Source organism: Nonomuraea recticatena, from assembly GCF_039533245.1.
Lineage (GTDB): Bacteria > Actinomycetota > Actinomycetes > Streptosporangiales > Streptosporangiaceae > Nonomuraea > Nonomuraea roseola.
In genome coordinates this window covers 152,197-168,635 of record NZ_BAAATE010000006.1, presented here as the reverse complement: position 1 = coordinate 168,635, position 16,439 = coordinate 152,197, and the positions used below count along the sequence as shown (strand labels likewise).

General features: G+C 70.0%; 13 protein-coding genes. 10 read left to right on the top strand and 3 right to left on the bottom strand.

The window, feature by feature from the left end:
* Positions 1-24 precede the first annotated feature (24 nt).
* Both ABFX50_RS14875 and ABFX50_RS14870 read right to left on the bottom strand, forming a co-directional pair.
* Positions 25-1,227, bottom strand: a complete 1,203-nt coding sequence (locus tag ABFX50_RS14875) for a hypothetical protein (RefSeq protein WP_346146791.1) — start codon at positions 1,225-1,227, stop codon at positions 25-27.
* Between the two features lie 124 nt (positions 1,228-1,351).
* Positions 1,352-1,855 (bottom strand): SigE family RNA polymerase sigma factor, encoded by a 504-nt coding sequence (locus ABFX50_RS14870; protein WP_346146789.1) that lies wholly within the window; start codon positions 1,853-1,855, stop codon positions 1,352-1,354.
* Positions 1,856-1,957: 102 nt separating this feature from the next.
* Between ABFX50_RS14870 and uvrB the strand changes: the two genes are divergently transcribed.
* Positions 1,958-4,066 (top strand): excinuclease ABC subunit UvrB, encoded by a 2,109-nt coding sequence (uvrB, locus tag ABFX50_RS14865; RefSeq protein ID WP_183659227.1) that lies wholly within the window; start codon positions 1,958-1,960, stop codon positions 4,064-4,066.
* 71 nt (positions 4,067-4,137) lie between these two features.
* Here uvrB and ABFX50_RS14860 read toward each other — a convergent pair whose 3' ends face one another.
* Entirely contained in the window at positions 4,138-4,782 is a 645-nt protein-coding gene (locus tag ABFX50_RS14860) for a GntR family transcriptional regulator (protein WP_183659229.1), read from the bottom strand.
* A 109-nt stretch (positions 4,783-4,891) separates the two neighbouring features.
* Between ABFX50_RS14860 and ABFX50_RS14855 the strand changes: the two genes are divergently transcribed.
* From ABFX50_RS14855 to ABFX50_RS14815, 9 genes are all read left to right on the top strand, one after another.
* Complete coding sequence (locus tag ABFX50_RS14855; RefSeq protein ID WP_346146786.1) at positions 4,892-6,859, top strand: beta-galactosidase; 1,968 nt, start codon at positions 4,892-4,894, stop codon at positions 6,857-6,859.
* Positions 6,856-8,181, top strand: a complete 1,326-nt coding sequence (gcvPA, locus tag ABFX50_RS14850; protein WP_183659231.1) for an aminomethyl-transferring glycine dehydrogenase subunit GcvPA — start codon at positions 6,856-6,858, stop codon at positions 8,179-8,181. Before ABFX50_RS14855 ends, gcvPA begins: the two co-directional genes overlap by 4 nt.
* On the top strand, positions 8,178-9,719 hold the full coding sequence (gene gcvPB / locus ABFX50_RS14845) for an aminomethyl-transferring glycine dehydrogenase subunit GcvPB (protein WP_346146784.1): 1,542 nt from the start codon (positions 8,178-8,180) through the stop codon (positions 9,717-9,719). Before gcvPA ends, gcvPB begins: the two co-directional genes overlap by 4 nt.
* Positions 9,716-10,981 carry an ATP-NAD kinase family protein gene (locus ABFX50_RS14840; protein ID WP_346146782.1) on the top strand — a complete coding sequence of 422 codons (1,266 nt, stop codon included), beginning with the start codon at positions 9,716-9,718 and terminating at the stop codon, positions 10,979-10,981. The genes gcvPB and ABFX50_RS14840 overlap by 4 nt, the downstream gene beginning before the upstream one ends.
* Positions 10,978-11,739, top strand: a complete 762-nt coding sequence (locus ABFX50_RS14835; protein WP_346146780.1) for an SDR family NAD(P)-dependent oxidoreductase — start codon at positions 10,978-10,980, stop codon at positions 11,737-11,739. The genes ABFX50_RS14840 and ABFX50_RS14835 overlap by 4 nt, the downstream gene beginning before the upstream one ends.
* Positions 11,740-11,828: 89 nt before the next feature.
* Positions 11,829-13,115: an ABC transporter substrate-binding protein gene (locus ABFX50_RS14830; protein WP_346146778.1), complete on the top strand. Its 1,287-nt coding sequence runs from the start codon at positions 11,829-11,831 to the stop codon at positions 13,113-13,115.
* A 2-nt stretch (positions 13,116-13,117) separates the two neighbouring features.
* Positions 13,118-14,044 (top strand): carbohydrate ABC transporter permease, encoded by a 927-nt coding sequence (locus ABFX50_RS14825; RefSeq protein WP_346146776.1) that lies wholly within the window; start codon positions 13,118-13,120, stop codon positions 14,042-14,044.
* A 10-nt stretch (positions 14,045-14,054) separates the two neighbouring features.
* Positions 14,055-14,876 carry a carbohydrate ABC transporter permease gene (locus tag ABFX50_RS14820; RefSeq protein WP_183659244.1) on the top strand — a complete coding sequence of 274 codons (822 nt, stop codon included), beginning with the start codon at positions 14,055-14,057 and terminating at the stop codon, positions 14,874-14,876.
* Positions 14,876-16,420 (top strand): amylo-alpha-1,6-glucosidase, encoded by a 1,545-nt coding sequence (locus ABFX50_RS14815; RefSeq protein WP_346146774.1) that lies wholly within the window; start codon positions 14,876-14,878, stop codon positions 16,418-16,420. The genes ABFX50_RS14820 and ABFX50_RS14815 overlap by 1 nt, the downstream gene beginning before the upstream one ends.
* The last annotated feature ends 19 nt before the right edge of the window (positions 16,421-16,439 follow it).

The window sequence follows — 16,439 nt, the reverse complement described above, 5'->3', positions numbered from 1 at the left end:
GCTTGCAAAAGGATTTCGACATGGTCAGCGTCCCGCGACGGTGAGGTTGACGAGGATCTGCTTGCCGCCCAGCTCGTAGGCGAGCAGACCTGGGGCGCGGTAGTCAAGCGTCGGCGCGGCCATCTCGTTGCCGACCGGCCTGATGCCGAGATCGCCCGTCTTGCCCGTGGCCAGGTCCACCAGCGCCACGCCCTTCGGCCGGGCTCCTTCCGTCATGGTGACGGTCACGAACCTGTCGAGCGCGGGCAGGTCTTGGGTGAACCCGGGTAGTTCGCGCTCGCGCGAGCCGTCGCGGGTGGCGGCCCTGTCCCCGCGTACGCACCAGGTGACCACGCAGTTCCACGGCAGACGGGGGTCGTCCACGGGCAGGCTGACACCCCGGCGCTCGCCGGTCAGGACGTTCAGCAGGTCGCCAAAGGGGGGCGTCTGGAGATCCTTCTTCCTGCGCGGGTGCTGGAAGGAGGCCGCCCACGGCCAGCGCAGCAGGTGGCGTCCCATGGTTCCCTCGACCTTCGAGGGCCTGCCGCCCGACAGCGGAACCCGGAACAGCCCGCCGTCCCAGAACATGGACCAGACGACCTTCCCCTCCACCACGGCCAGGTTGCCGATCTCGGCCCTGCCAGGCCTGCCCTCGAAGGAGGTGACCCTTCGCTGCGCGCCGCCCTTCTCCGGCGCCGCCCAGATGTCGACGACCCTGCGCTCGCCGTCCTTGCGGAGGGTCCACCACACGAGCTGGCCCTCGCCGAGGGCGGTGAAGCTCCAGGACACCACCGTGCCCTTCGGCACCTGCACCGCCACGAGTAGCTCCGCCCTGCGGGTGTCGAGATGGTAGGCCCACAGGCCGTCCGACCTGTCGGCGTGGCCGTCCCGCAGCGTGCGGACCAGCACGGTGTCCTTGTCCAGGAATCTCTCCGGGGTGTACGGCCTGCCGTTCGGAAGCGTGCGGGGGGCCGTGTGCACCGCGGCGGGCCACGCCTTCCTGATCGGCTCGACCTTGGCGGGGCCCGACGCGGGAGCGGGGGCGGGACGCGCGTGCGAGATCGCGTTCGTCGCGACGAATCCGGCCACCGTGACCAGGGCCACGGCCGCCGCCCCCGCCGCGGCCGTGCCCCTGCGACGGCGGCGGCGGGTGGCGTCGACCCGGTGGAGGAGGTCGGAGGGCGCGGTGGGTGCCCGCTCCACGGAACGGGACAGAGACGCGGACAGCAGCTTTTCCATGTCGTTCATCGGAGGCTCTCCCATGCGAGTGTCCAGGCGGCCGTGGCAGCGGCGGCGGGGGTTGCAGTGGCGCCGGCGGCGGGGACGCGGGCGGTGGCGCCGGTGTCCGCGCCCGTGCGGGGAAGGGCGCGGCTCATCTCGTCCGCTCCGGCTGGAGGGCCAGGCGGAGGCCCGCTCTCAGCTTGTCGAGGGCGCGGGAGGCCTGGCTGCGGACGGTGCCGAGGGAGACGCCCAGCATGGCGGCGATCTCCGCGTCCGGGCGGTCCTCGTAGTAGCGCAGGACGATCACCGCCCGCTGGCGGCGGGGGAGCAGTGACAGCTGCCGCCACAGGTCGGAGTCGAAGTCGGCCCACTGGGACGGCGTGTCGGCCGTCTGCCTGTCGGGGGGCTCCCACGTGAGGTGCTCGCGCCGCCTTCTCCGCCACACCGTGATGTGCAGGCGCGTCATCGTCACCCTGACGTAGCTCTCGGGATCGTGCTTGCTGCGCACGCGCGACCAGGAGCCTCGCAACCGCACCAGCGCCTCCTGCACCAGGTCCGCCGCGTCGTGCGGATTGCCGGTGAGCGCGTAGGCGTACCTCATCAGCGCGTCGGCCCGGTCGGCGACGAACGTCTCGAACAGCAGGTCGTCGGTCATCTGGTCCCTTCCATCCCGATATAGACGGGCGGGAGGAGCCTGGCGTTGCACGGAGGCGGCTCGCCGTCAGAAATGTCGGTGCCACCGCCTACAGTGAGAAACATGCGGCCGGTAACAGATTTGCAGCGGAAGGTGGCGCCCTTCGAGGTCGTCACCGAGATGACCCCCTCCGGCGACCAGCCCACGGCCATCGCCGAGCTGGAGCGCAGGGTCCTGGGCGGGGAGAAGGACAACGTGCTGCTCGGCGCCACCGGCACCGGCAAGACCGCCACGGTCGCCTGGCTGATCGAGCGGTTGCAGCGACCCGCCCTGGTCATGCAGCCCAACAAGACGCTGGCCGCGCAGTTCGCCAACGAGCTGCGGGAGATGCTGCCCAACAACGCCGTCGAATACTTCGTCTCCTACTACGACTACTACCAGCCCGAGGCCTACGTCCCGCAGAGCGACACCTACATCGAGAAGGACTCCTCGATCAACGACGAGGTGGAGCGGCTGCGCCACTCGGCCACCAACTCGTTGCTGACCAGGCGCGACACCATCGTGGTCGCCTCCGTCTCGTGCATCTACGGCCTGGGCACCCCGCAGGAGTACGTCGACCGCATGGCCAGGCTCCGCGTCGGCATGGAGGTCGACCGCGACCAGCTGCTGCGCCGCCTGGTCGACATGCAGTACACCCGCAACGACCTGGCCTTCACCAGGGGCACGTTCAGGGTGCGTGGCGACACGATCGAGATCATTCCCAAGTACGAAGAGCTGGCCGTCCGCATCGAGATGTTCGGCGACGAGGTCGAGAAGCTCTCCACGATGCACCCGCTGACCGGCGACGTCATCACCGAGGACGAAGAGCTCTACATCTTCCCCGCCTCCCACTACGTGGCGGGCGAGGAGCGCATGGCCAGGGCCGTCCAGAGCATCGAGGCCGAGCTGGTCGAGCGGCTGGCCGAGCTCGAGCGGCAGGGCAAGCTGCTCGAGGCGCAGCGCCTTCGCATGCGCACCACCTACGACATCGAGATGATGCGCCAGGTCGGCACCTGCTCGGGCATCGAGAACTACTCGCGTCACATGGACGGTCGTGAGGCGGGCAGCGCGCCCAACACGCTGCTCGACTACTTCCCCGAAGACTTCCTGCTCGTCCTCGACGAGTCGCACCAGACCGTGCCGCAGATCGGCGCCATGTACGAGGGCGACGCCTCCCGCAAGCGCACCCTCGTCGACCACGGCTTCCGCCTGCCGTCCGCGATGGACAACAGGCCGCTGAAGTGGGAGGAGTTCCTCGAGCGGATCGGCCAGACGGTCTACCTGTCGGCCACCCCCGGCGCCTACGAGCTGGGCAGGGTCAAGGGCGAGGTCGTCGAGCAGGTCATCCGCCCGACCGGCCTGGTCGACCCCGAGGTCGTCATCAAGCCCACCAAGGGGCAGATCGACGACCTGGTGCACGAGATCCGCGAGCGCGCCGACAGGGACGAGCGGGTCCTGGTCACCACGCTGACCAAGAAGATGTCCGAAGACCTCACCGACTACCTGCTCGAGCTCGGCATCAGGGTGCGCTACCTGCACAGCGAGGTCGACACGCTGCGCCGCATCGAGCTGCTGCGCGAGCTGCGGATGGGCGAGTACGACGTGCTGGTCGGCATCAACCTGCTGCGTGAGGGCCTCGACCTGCCCGAGGTGTCGCTGGTGGCCATCCTCGACGCCGACAAGGAGGGCTTCCTGCGCTCGGAGACCTCGCTGATCCAGACGATCGGCCGTGCGGCGCGAAACGTCTCCGGCCAGGTCCACATGTACGCCGACAAGATCACCCCCTCGATGGAGCGGGCGATCGAGGAGACCTCACGGCGGCGGGCCAAGCAGATCGCCTACAACGAGGCCAACGGCGTCGACCCGCAGCCGCTGCGCAAGAAGATCGCCGACATCCTCGACTCGCTGCAGCGCGAGGACGCCGACACCGAGCAGCTGATGGGCAGCGGCAGGCAGCAGTCGCGCGGCAAGGCCCCCGTGCCGGGATTCGCCGCTCGCCAGGCGGGACAGCACGCCAAGGCGATCGCGGGCGAGATGCCGCGGGCGCAGATGGAGTCGTTGATCGAGTCGCTGACCGAGCAGATGCACCAGTCGGCGGCGGACCTGCAGTTCGAGGTGGCGGCCCGGCTCCGCGACGAGATCAAGGAGCTCAAGCGGGAGCTGAGGGACATGCGTGAGGCAGGGGTGAAGTAGCCCGTCGGCACGGCAGGCCGGGTCACGGCCATCGGGGGACCGGTGGCCGCCCGTCCATCACGCGTACTCCGTCAGGAGGCGGGGATGCGCGACATCATCCGCTCCATGCCGTTGACCCAGTTGACGCGCAGGGCCTCGGCGGCCTGAGGCAGGTCGCCGGCCATGAGGAGCTCGGCCACGCGGCAGTGCTCGGCCTGCTCGCGCTCCAGGGGCGTCTCGTCGCCCGCCAGCAGGTGGGCGTAGCGGCGCATCCCGGCCTTGACGCTGGTGATGAGATCCAGCAGGCGCTCGTTGCGGCAGCCGCTCAGCAGCAGGTCGTGCCACTCGTCGTCGTGGCGTTCTATCACCTGCTGCTCGGCGACGCTGTCGGGAAAGTCGCGGGCCAGCGTGAGTAGCTTGGGCGCGATCTCACGGAGGTAGGCGGGGTCGGAGCGCTCGAGCGCCAGCGACTCCAGCGCGGCGACGATCTCGCAGAGCTCCCTGAACTCCTTCCGGCTCACCGGTGCGAACCGGAATCCCTTGCCCTGATTGCTTTCCAGCACGCCCTCGCCCGCCAAGGTGATCAGGGCCTCGCGCAGGGGAGTGCGGCTGACGCCGAGCTCGGTCGCCAGCGCGACCTCGTTGATGTCCGTCCCCGCGGCGAAGTCACCCCTATCGATCCTGCTCAGCAGCTCTTCCCTGATCTGCTCGCGTAGCGGTCGCCGCTCGATCGGCATGAGGCTCCTTAGGTCTTGGCCCTGATCTGCTTAGCGCTTGACGTAGTACAAAATACTACACTATGAATTCTGAATACAGATTTATGGACAGCCAGAAAGGATCATTGGAGTGCGCCTGACCCGAGTGCCGGGGCTGCTGTTCGGCGGTGACTACAACCCCGAGCAATGGCCGGAGGAGGTCTGGGCCGAGGACGTCCGGCTCATGGCCGAGGCCGGGGTCACCATGGCCACCGTCGCGGTCTTCTCCTGGTCGCGGCTCGAGCCCGCGCAGGGCGTGTACGACTTCGGGTGGCTGGACCGCGTCCTCGACCTGCTCCACGAGCACGGGGTGTCCGCCGACCTGGCCACCGCGACCGCCACTCCGCCGCCCTGGCTGGTTCGGGCGCACCCGGAGGTCATGCCGGTCGACGCCCATGGAGTGCGGCTGGAGTTCGGCTCCCGGCAGGGATACTGCCCCAGCTCGCCGATCTTCCGCGAGCACACCGTGCGCCTCGCGACGGCGATCGCCACCCGCTACGCCGAGCATCCGGCGCTGGCGATGTGGCACATCGGCAACGAGTACGCCGACCACACGCTCGAATGCTTCTGCCCCGAGTCCGCCCGCCACTTCCGCGCCTGGCTCCAGGCCCGCTACGGCACGGTCGGCGCGCTGAACGCCGCCTGGGGCACCTCCTGCTGGGGGCAGCACTACACGGGCTTCGAGCAGATCGAGCCGCCACGCAAGGCGCCGGGCCCCGTCAACCCGGCCCAACTCCTCGACTGGCGCCGCTTCTGCAGCGACGCCCTGCTGGAGCTGTTCACCGCCGAGCGGGACGCGCTGCGCGAGGTCACGCCGGCCGTACCGGTCACCACGAACTTCATGAGCATCCTGCACGGTCTCGACTACTGGTCGTGGGCGGCGGCCGAGGATCTGGTGAGCGACGACGCCTACCCCGACCCTGCCGACCCCGAATCGCATGTGGCGGTCGCCCTCAGCTACGACCTCATGCGCTCGCTCAAGCAACGCCCCTGGCTGCTGCTGGAGTCGGCGCCGTCGGCGGTGTCGTGGCGCGAGGTCAACGTGCCCAAGCCGCCCGGCATGATGCGCCTGCACAGCCTCCAGGCGGTGGCTCACGGCGCCGACGGAGTGATGTTCTTCCAGTGGCGACAGGCGAAGTACGGTCCGGAGAAGTTCCACTCGGCCCTGCTCCCGCACGGTGGTACCGCGACGCGCGGCTGGCAGGACACGCTGCGGCTCGGCGCGGACCTCCGGCGGCTGGCCGAGGTCGCGGGCACCGCCACGCGCGCCGAGGTGGCGCTCGTCCTGGGCTGGGACAGCTGGTGGGGCCTGGAGGCGCCGGAGTCGATGCCGTCGAACCGCCTCAGGCTCAAGGAGCTGCTGCTGGCCTGGTACGCGCCGCTGCACGCCCGCGGGATCGCCGTCGACCTGGCGCCACCTGACCGCGACCTGTCGGCCTACCGCGTGGTGATCGTGCCCAACCTCTACCTGTGCACGGCCCAGCAGGCCAAGGCGCTGGCGTCGGTCACGGGCGAGCTGGTCGTCGGCCCGTTCAGCGGCGTGGTCGACGAGTCGGACCAGGTCCACGACGGCGGCGCCCCCGGCCCGCTCCGCGAGCTGCTGGGGGTCGCGATCGACGAGTTCTGGCCGCTCGCCGACGGAGTCACCCAGCGGGTACGGCACGCCGGTGGCGACGTCGGCCTCGCCAGGACGTGGGCGGAGTGGCCGCGCGTGGTCGGCGACGCCGTGGAGGTCCTCGCCCGCTACGAGGGCGGAGACCTGGACGGCCTGCCCGCCACCACCCGCAACGGCAACGCCACCTACCTCAGCTGCCTCCTCGACGACCTCACGCCCGTCCTCGACCGCGTGCTGCACGACGTGCCGGCTCTGGACGTCCCCCTCGGCGTCGAGGCCACCCGGCGGGAAAACCACCTCTTCCTGCTCAACCACACCAGCACCCCACAGCAGGTCGCCCTTCCGCAGCCAGGCAGGGACCTGCTCAGCGAAACCGACCTGCGAGGGGTCATCACCCTCGCCGCGCGCGACGCCGTCGTGCTCAGGATCGAAGGAGACACGTGACGCACCCGTACATTCCGAACGCCGAGCCAGGCGTGCGGGCCGAGATGCTCGCCGCCATCGGCGCGTCGAGCGTCGAGGAGTTCTACGCCGACATCCCGGCGGACCTGCGCCTGGCCCGGCCACTCGACCTCCCGGAGCCCCTCACGGCCGAGCACGACCTCGTGCGCCACATGAAGGGCCTGTTCGACCGCGTCACCGACACCGAGGAGGCGCTGAGCTTCCTCGGGCACGGCTGCTACCCCCATTACGTGCCGGCCGTCTGCGACGAGGTGAACTCCCGGAGCGAGTTCCTGACCGCCTACGCCGGTGAGCCGTACGAGGATCACGGACGGTTCCAGGCCCTGTTCGAGTACGTCAGCATGATGGGCGAACTGCTCGAGATGGACGTGGTCAACGTCCCCACCTATGACGGCTTCCAGGCGGCGGGCACGGCCCTGCGCATGGCCTGCCGCTACACCAGTCGCTCGAAGGTGCTCGTCAGCGGGGCCGTCAGCGCCGACAAGCTGAGCAAGCTGCGCGACTTCCTCAGCCCGGACATCGAGATCGCCCTCGCCCCTGCGGGCGAGAGCGGCGAGATCTCCGTGGCGGAGTTCGACGACTCCTACGCGGCGATCTACCTGGAGACCCCCAACGTCTACGGTGTCGTCGAGACGCGCGGACGGGAGCTGGCCGACCTCGCCCACGCGCACGGCGCGCTGCTCGTGGTCAGCGCCGATCCCATCTCGCTGGGAGTCCTCGCCCCGCCCTCCTCCTACGGCGCCGACATCGCCTGCGGAGACATCCAGTCGCTCGGCATGCACCAGAGCTACGGCGGCGGCCACGCCGGGTACATCGCCACGGCCGACCATGAGCCCCTGGTGGCCGAGTTCCCCTCGCGGCTGTTCGGCATCGCCCCCACCAAGGTGCCCGGCGAGTACGGCTTCGGCGACGTCTTCTACGACCGCACCTCCTTCGCCCTGCGCGAGGAGGGCAAGGAATGGGTGGGAACCGCCGCGGCCCTCTGGGGCATCACGGCCGGCGTCTACCTGGCTCTCATGGGGCCGCAGGGCATGCGGGACCTGGGTGAGACCATCCTGGCCCGCACCCGCTACGCCATGGACGCCCTCGCCGGGTCCGTCACGGTGCTGCACCGGGAGGCGATCCACTTCCGCGAATTCGCCATCGAGGTGCCCTCGAGCGCTGCCCTGCTCGACGGGTTGCGCGCCCGCGGCATCTACGGCGGCGTCGCCCTCGACGACCGCACGGTGCTGGTCTGCGTGACCGAACGCCATTCCATCACCGACATCGACCGTCTCGCCGCTGCCGTCCAGGAGGTGCTGTGAACACCGCGGAATCCTTCGCCGAGCTCCCAGTCGCGCCGAAGCCACCGCTACGCCGCTTCCACCAGGCCCGCTGGGACGAGCCGATCATCTTCGAGCTGTCCGCCCCAGGCCGCCGCGGCCTCGCGGTGCCGGAGCCTGGCGCCCCGCCGGTGGAACTCCCCGAGTCCGTCCGCCGCGCCGAGCCCCCGAAGCTGCCCGAGATGTCGCAGCTGCACGTGCTGCGGCACTACCTGCGCCTGTCGCAGGAGAACCTCGGTGTCGACCTCAACATCGACGTTGGTCAGGGCACCTGCACGATGAAGTACAGCCCCAAGGTCAACGACCGGTTCGCCGCCGCGATCGCCGAGCTGCACCCGCTCCAGCACGAGGAGACCGTGCAGGGCGTGCTGGAGATCTACTGGCGGCTCGAACGGATGCTGGCGGAGATCTCCGGCATGTCCAGGGTCTCCCTCCAGCCCGGATCCGGGTCGGCCGCCATTTACGCGAACATCGCCATGATCCGCGCCTACCACGCCGCCAACGGCGAGGGCCACCGCGACCAGGTCATCACCACGATGTTCTCCCACCCGTCGAACGCCGCCTGCGCCAAGACCGCCGGCTACGAAGTGATCACGCTGATGCCGGACGCCGACGGCTACCCGGACATCGAGGCGCTGCGCGCGGCCGTCGGCCCCCGTACCGCCGCGCTGATGATCACCAATCCGGAGGACACCGGCATCTTCAACCCCCGGATCAGGGAGTTCGTCGAGCTGGTGCACTCGGTGGGCGGCCTGGCCTGCTACGACCAGGCCAACGCCAACGGCATCCTCGGCATCACCAGGGCCCGCGACGCCGGGTTCGACCTGTGCCACTTCAACCTGCACAAGACGTTCTCCACCCCGCACGCCTGCGGCGGCCCCGCGGCGGGCGCGTGCGGCGTCTCGGCGGCGCTGGAGCCGTTCCTGCCTGGCCCGGTCGTCACCTTCGACGGCGCCACGTACGGGATGGAGACCCCGCCCAGCTCGATCGGCAAGGTGCGCCCGTTCCTCGGCGTCACCCCCAACATCGTCCGCGCCTACGCGTGGATCATGGCCATGGGCGCCGAGGGACTGCGGCAGGTGGCCGAGACGGCCGTGCTCAACAACAACTACCTGATGCACAAGATCCTGCAGATTCCCGGCGCGTCGGCGCCGTGGGACAAGCGGCGCGTCGAACAGGTGCGCTACTCCTGGCAGGAGCTCTCGGAGGAGACAGGGGTCCACTCCGAGGAGATCGGCGTCAGGGCGGCCGACTTCGGCGTGCACTACTGGACCAGCCACCACCCGTACCTGGTGCCCGAGCCTTTCACGCTGGAGCCGACGGAGTCGTACTCGAAGGAGGACCTCGACGAGTACGCCGCCATCCTGGCCCACGTGGCCTCCGAGGCGCGCACGGATCCCGAGTTCGTCAAGGGCGCGCCGTACAACCAGAGCGTGCACAAGATCGACACGACATCGCTCGACGACCCCAAGGCGTGGGCGCCCACCTGGCGCGCCTACGTCCGTAAGCACCTGTCATGACCTCCGACGTCGCCGCCCCGCGGACTCCCGTCCCCTTTCCCGACCGCGAAGTGGTGGTCGGGCTGGTCGTCAACCCGGTGGCCGGGCTGGGCGGGGCGGCGGGCCTCAAAGGCAGCGACGGCGAGCAGGTGCAGCGCGAGGCCCTGGCCAGGGGCGCGACGCCCCGGGCGGGGGAGCGGGCGGCGCGCGCCGTCCGCGCGCTCCTGGCCCGCCGCCCCGGCACCCGCGTGGTCACGGTGCCGGGCTCGATGGGCGAGCACAGCGCCCGCGACGCCGGAGCGCCCTGCGCCCTGGTGCGACCGTCACACTCGTCCTCGGCCGATCCCGGATCGGCCGGGGCCACCACGGCACGGGACACGCGCCAGGCGGTCGTCGCGCTCGCCGACGTCGATCTGCTGCTGTTCGCGGGGGGTGACGGGACCGCGCGGGACGTCCTCGACGCGGTCCGCGAGCTCGGCGACCAGGCGCCGCCCGTGCTGGGGATCCCGGCAGGGGTGAAGGTCTACTCGGGGTGCTTCGCCGTCAGCCCTGCCGCGGCGGGGTTCCTCGCCGCTGGGTACGCCTCCGGCCTGCGGCACGGGCCGGGGACGGCGGGCGCCGGCACGGTGGAGGCCGAGGTGGTGGATCTCGACGAGGAGCGCTACCGGCAGGGGCTGGTCAGCCCACGCCTCTACGGGAGCCTGCGTGTGCCCGCCGCCAGGGCGGCCCTGTCGGGGCGGAAGTCCGGCTCCTCAGGAGTCGTCCCCGCCTCCGTCGAGGGCATCGCGCGGGAGGTCGTGGCCCGCATGCGGCCAGGTGTCCGCTACGTCCTGGGCCCCGGCGCCACCACGCAGGCGGTCGGCCGCGAGCTCGGGCTCACGACCACGCTGCTCGGGGTGGACGTGGTCGAGGCCGACGACGGGGGCGTGCTGGTCGCGGGCGACGTCTCCGAGGCGGAGCTGTTCGCTCTCGTCACCGGCAGGGAGGCGGTCGTCGTGCTGTCGGTGATCGGCGGGCAGGGGTTCGTCCTCGGCCGCGGGAACCAGCAGGTGTCCCCCAGGGTGATCGACGCGGTCATCGGGTGCGGGGAGGCCACAGGCCGGCGGCTGCTCGTGCTGGCCACCCCGCAGAAGCTGGCCGCGTTGCGGGGACGGCCGCTGCTGGCCGACAGCGGCGACGAGGACCTCGACAGGAAGCTCAGCGGGCACGTCCAGGTGATCACCGGGTACCGCGAGAGCACGATTTATCAGATCTGTACGGCAAGTGAGGAGTTTCAGGGATGAACACGCTCGAGGGCAAGATCGCGATCGTCACGGGCGGTGCCTCGGGCATCGGGCGGGCCACGGCGCTGACCTTCGCCCGCGCAGGCGCCAGGGTGGTGGTCGCCGACATCGACGGCCCCGGCGCGGAGGCGACGGTCGAGCAGATCGCCGCCGTGGCCGGCGACAAGGCCGCCGTGGCGGTGCGGGCCGACGTGTCGGACTCCGACGACTGCCGCAGGATCGTCCAGACCGCCCTCGACACGTTCGGCGCTCTGCACGTGCTGTTCAACAACGCGGGCATCATCCGTCGTACCACGGCCCTGGACCTCGACGTCGAGGAGTGGGACCGCGTCATGGCGGTCAACGTCAGGTCCGTCTTCCTCATGTGCAAGCACGCCATCCCCGCCATGACCGAAGGCGGTTCCATCGTCAACACCGGCTCCGGATGGGGCCTGAAGGGCGGTGGGAACGCCATCTCCTACTGCGCGTCCAAGGCCGCGGTGGTCAACATGACCCGGGCCCTCGCCATCGACCACGCCAGGGCCGGCATCCGGGTCAACTCCGTGAACCCCGGCGACACCGACACACCGATGCTGCGCGACGAGGCCCGTCAGCTCGGAGAGGACTGGGCCGCCTTCCAGACCGACGCGGCCGACCGGCCGATGGGCAGGTCCGGCACTCCGGACGAGATCGCCCAGGCCGTGCTCTTCCTGGCGAGCGACGCCGCGAGCTACATCACCGGATCCGCCCTCGTCGTCGACGGCGGCGGCCTCGCCTGACACCCGGGGCCCGGCCTCGGCCTGCCCCCGCCGTGCCTGACCCCCACTCGCCTCGACACCCCCCTGAACACAAGCCTGAAGGAGCCACCATGAAGCGTGCGCTAGCCATCCTGGGCGTCCTCGCCCTCGCCACCACCGCGTGCAGCGGCAGCGGCGGCGGGAACGTTCCCGGCACGAGCGGCGGCCAAGGACAGGTCACCGTCCGCTGGTCCACCTGGGGATCGGCCGAGGACCTCAAGCTCTACGAGAAGTTCACCGACGACTTCCACAAGCGGCACCCCGGCATCCGGCTCAAGCTGGAGTCGGTCGCCGACTACGAGGACTACCACCCCAAGCTGCTCGCCCAGCTCACCAGCAAGACGGCGCCCGACGTGTTCTTCGTGGGCGACGACAACATCGGCAAGTTCGTCTCCGCAGGGGTGGTCACCCCGCTCAACGACCAGCTGTCCGGGCCGGAGTCCAAGAGCAAGCCGGAGGACTTCTTCGAGGGCATCTACGGCGGTGCCAAGCTCGAAGGCAAGATCTACGGCGTCCCCAACGACACCAACCCCGAGGTCCTCTGGTTCGACAAGCAGGCCCTGAAGGACGCGGGGATCACCGAGGACCCCGCCGCCCTCCACGAGGCCAAGCAGTGGACCATGGCGAAGTACCTGGAGATGAACGCCAAGCTCAAGGCGGCGGGCAAGGCCGGCTCGATCTTCTGGAACTGGTACGGCTCCACGTACTCCATGATCAACGGCTTCGGCGGCAAGGTGTGGGACGGCGGCAAGTTCGTCGCCACCACGGACGCCAAGTCCCGCCAGGCGCTGCAGACGCTGGCCAAGGGCTACCAGGACAAGACCTTCCTCAGCGCCGACACCCTGCCCGACAGCAACGGGCCCAGCACCCAGTTCCTCAAGCACAAGGTCGGCTTCTACGCGGGCGGTCGCTGGGTGATCGACTCGTTGAAGAAGGGCGGCGAGCTGGACAACTACGACATCGTGCCGTTCCCCTCGCAGACCGGCGAACCCATGGCCGGCGCCGTCGCCGCCTCCTACCTGTCCATCAACAAGGACACCAAGCTGCCCAAGGAGGCGTTCACGTTCCTGACCGAGTTCGTCGGCAAGGACGGCCAGCTCCTGCGGCTCAAGGGCGGCGGCGCGGTGCCGTCCGTCAAGGGCGCCGAGCAGGTCGTGCTGGAGGACAAGTACCCCGCCCACGCCCAGACCTTCCTCGACGTGCGCGACACCGGCTTCGCCAACTACGCCGAGGAGGTCTCCGTGCCAGGCCTGACCGCCGCCATCAACGAGCACCTGATGAAGGTGTGGACCGGCAAGGTCGGCTTCGACGAGGGCATGACCGAGCTTCAGAAGCTCGTCGAGAGCAAGCTGGGCTAGCCGTGGCCATCCTCACCGAGGCCCGCCCGCAGGTGGCCCGCCGGGCGAAGGGCGTCAGGAACAGGGACGGCTGGTGGGCCGCGTTCTTCCTCGGGCCGCAGCTCACCCTGCTGGCCGTGTTCCTGCTCTTCCCGCTCGGGTTCGCCGTCGTGCTGGCCTTCATGCGGTGGGACGGGCTGGGCCAGAAGGAGTGGGTGGGCCTGGACAACTTCGCCGCCCAGCTCTCCGATCCCGAGTTCGGGCTGGCCGTGTGGAACACGGCCAAGCTCGCGCTGCTGACCGCGCCGTTCGGGCTCGCACTGGCGCTGCTCATCGCGGTCGCGCTGAACAGCGTCAAGGGCGGCGGCTTCTACCGCGTGCTGTACTTCATGCCGGTGGTCACCAGCTCGGTCGCCGTCGCGCTGATGTGGCAGATCATCCTGGCCGGCGACGAGCACGGCGTGCTCAACGCCTCGCTGGAGCGCTGGTTCGGCATCACCGGCCCTGACTGGCTGGGCGATCCCGGCTGGGTGATCGTGGCCATCGCGGTGGTGACGATCTGGTCGTCGCTCGGGCTCAACGTGGTGATCTTCCTGGCCGGGCTGCAGACCATCCCGCCGCAGATCGTCGAGGCGGCCAGGATGGACGGCGCGGGCAGCCTGCGCATCTTCCGCTCGGTCACGCTGCCGCTTCTGTCGCCCACGATCTTCTTCTCGACCGTGGTCGCGGTGATCAGCTCGTTCCAGGCGTTCGACCAGATCTACGTGCTGGTCAACCCGAAGTACAACGATGGCGCGCGCACGATCGTCTACCAGGTCTACGAGCTCGGCTTCCAGGACTTCCAGTTCGGCATGAGCAGCGCCGCCGCGCTGATCCTGCTGGTCCTGACGCTGCTGGTGACCCTCGTCCAGTTCGCCGCGCAGAAGCGCCTCGTCCACTACGACACGTGAGGGGGCGCGGATGCGACCCAGGCAGGTAGCCCTGCACGCCGTGCTCACCATCGGCGGGCTGGCGATGCTGTTCCCGTTCGTCTGGATGCTGCTGACCTCGTTCAAGAGCGTGCGGCAGATGCTGAACAACCCGCTCGACTGGCTGCCCGACCCGTGGCGCTGGGAGAACTATCCCGACGCGCTCGCGGCGATGCCGTTCGGCACCGCGTACTGGAACAGCTTCTACATCGCCGCCATCAACGTCACTCTCACCCTGCTGACCTCGGCCATGGCCGCCTACGCCTTCGCCAGGATCAGGTTCAGGGGCTCGGAAGTGCTGTTCGTGGTGTTCCTGGCCACCCAGATGGTGCCCGCGCAGGTGACGATCGTGCCGCTCTACCTGATGCTGGCGCAGTTCGGGTGGATCGACTCGCACCTGTCGCTGATCGTGCCGTCCATCGCGAACCCGTTCGCGGTGTTCCTGCTCCGCCAGTTCATCAGGGCGGTGCCGGTGGAGCTGGAGGAGGCCGCCAGGATCGACGGCGCGGGCCGCTGGCGGTGCTTCTGGAACGTCGTGCTGCCGAACATCCGCCCCGGCCTGGGGGCGCTCGGCATCATCGCCTTCCTCGCCTCGTGGAACTCGTTCCTCTTCCCGCTGATCTTCCTGAACTCGCCTGAGCTGGCCACCGTGCCGCTGCTGCTGAGCCAGTTCTCCGGCGGGCGCACGGCGGTCGACTACGGGCTCATCCTGGCGGGCTCCGCGATCGCGGTGGTGCCCATGCTGATCGCCTTCCTGATCGGCCAGAGAAAGATCATCAACTCGATGGCGGCTTCGGGACTGGGTGGGCGCTGATGCTGGATCTGAGAGAACGACCGTTCACCGACCGGGGCTCCCGGCTGCTGGTGATGGCGGCCGACGACGGCTCGCTCTGGATCGCCAGGGCCCTGTACGAGACCCCGCTGCGCGACACGACCGTCCTGACGGGACTGCGGGTCCTCGCGGGAGACCGGGAGCTGCCGGTACGGCAGGCACTGCCGGACCGGGTGGACTTCGAGGGCGGCGTGGCGATGGCCTTCGCAGGTCCCGACACGATCGTGCTGACCGGCAGGGACGCGCGGGCGGTGTGGGACGGCGGAGAGGTCGACATCGACGGCTGTCTCACGCTGGTCGGCCCCCCCGCCGACGACGGCGCGGCGGTGCTCGCGGCGGCCGCCACGCGATGGCGTGACTGGTTCGCCGCCATGCCGTCCGTGCCCGAGGCGCTGCGCGAGCGCGCGGAGCAGGCGTGGTGGACGCTCGCGGTGAACCTGGTGCCGATCAGGGGAAGGGAGTCGCTGATCCCCTCCAAGTACGGCTACGTCGGCCTGTGGAACTGGGACTCCTACTTTCACGCCGTCGCCCTCAGGCACGCCGACCCGGCGCTGGCCAGGGAGCAGATCCGCATCCTGCTCGACAACCAGAGGCCGGACGGCCTGATCCCCGACGTGGTGCACGACCACGGGGTGCTCACCGAGACCACCGATCTGCCCCGCTCGGACCTGGCCCGCCTGGCCCAGCACGTGGGAGGCGAGCCGCTTCGGGAGGTGGTGCCGGTCACCAAGCCGCCGCTCACCGCCTGGGCCGTGTGGAAGATCCACGAGGTGGATCCCGACCTGGACTTCCTGGCCGAGGTCTACGAGCCGCTGGTTCGCTCGCAGGAATGGTGGTTCGCCCGATCGGACCCCGACGGCGACGGCCTGGCCGAATACCTCCACCCGTACTCGTCCGGCCTGGACGACAGCCCCATCTGGGATCACGGGCCGCGCGCCGAGCCTCCCGACCTCAACGCCTACCTGGCGTTGCAGTACGACCGGCTCGGCGACATCGCCGCCGCGCTCGGCCGCGACCCCTCCGGGTGGCGGGCCAAGGCCCAGGCGCTCGTCGACCTCATGGTGGCGCGCCGATGGAGCGGCACCCGCTTCGTCACCAGGGTCGCGGGGCGGGAGACGACCGTCCGCACCCCGCTGGACCTCATGCCGCTCGTGACCGGGCGGCTGCCCGCCGCGATCGCCACCCGGCTTGTCGAGGATCTGCGCTCGCCGAGCTTCTGGGGGGAGCGTCCGGTGCCCACCGTGGCGTTCGACGACCCCAGATTCGACCCCGATGCCATGTGGCGCGGCCCGGTCTGGCTGAACGTCAACTATCTGCTGATCGACGGCCTGCGCCGGTCCGGCCACCCGGAGACGGCTCGTGAGCTGCGGGAACGCACGCTGGCGATGGTCCGTGACGGCGGCGGACTCTACGAGTACTGGAACCCGCTGACGGGCCGCAGGGCGGGCAGGGCAACCAGCGGGTTCGGCTGGTCGGCCGCGCTCTTCCTGGACCTGGCCCGGGAGGACCCTGCCGGGCAGGCGTAGTGATCGCCGTCCGGGGCGC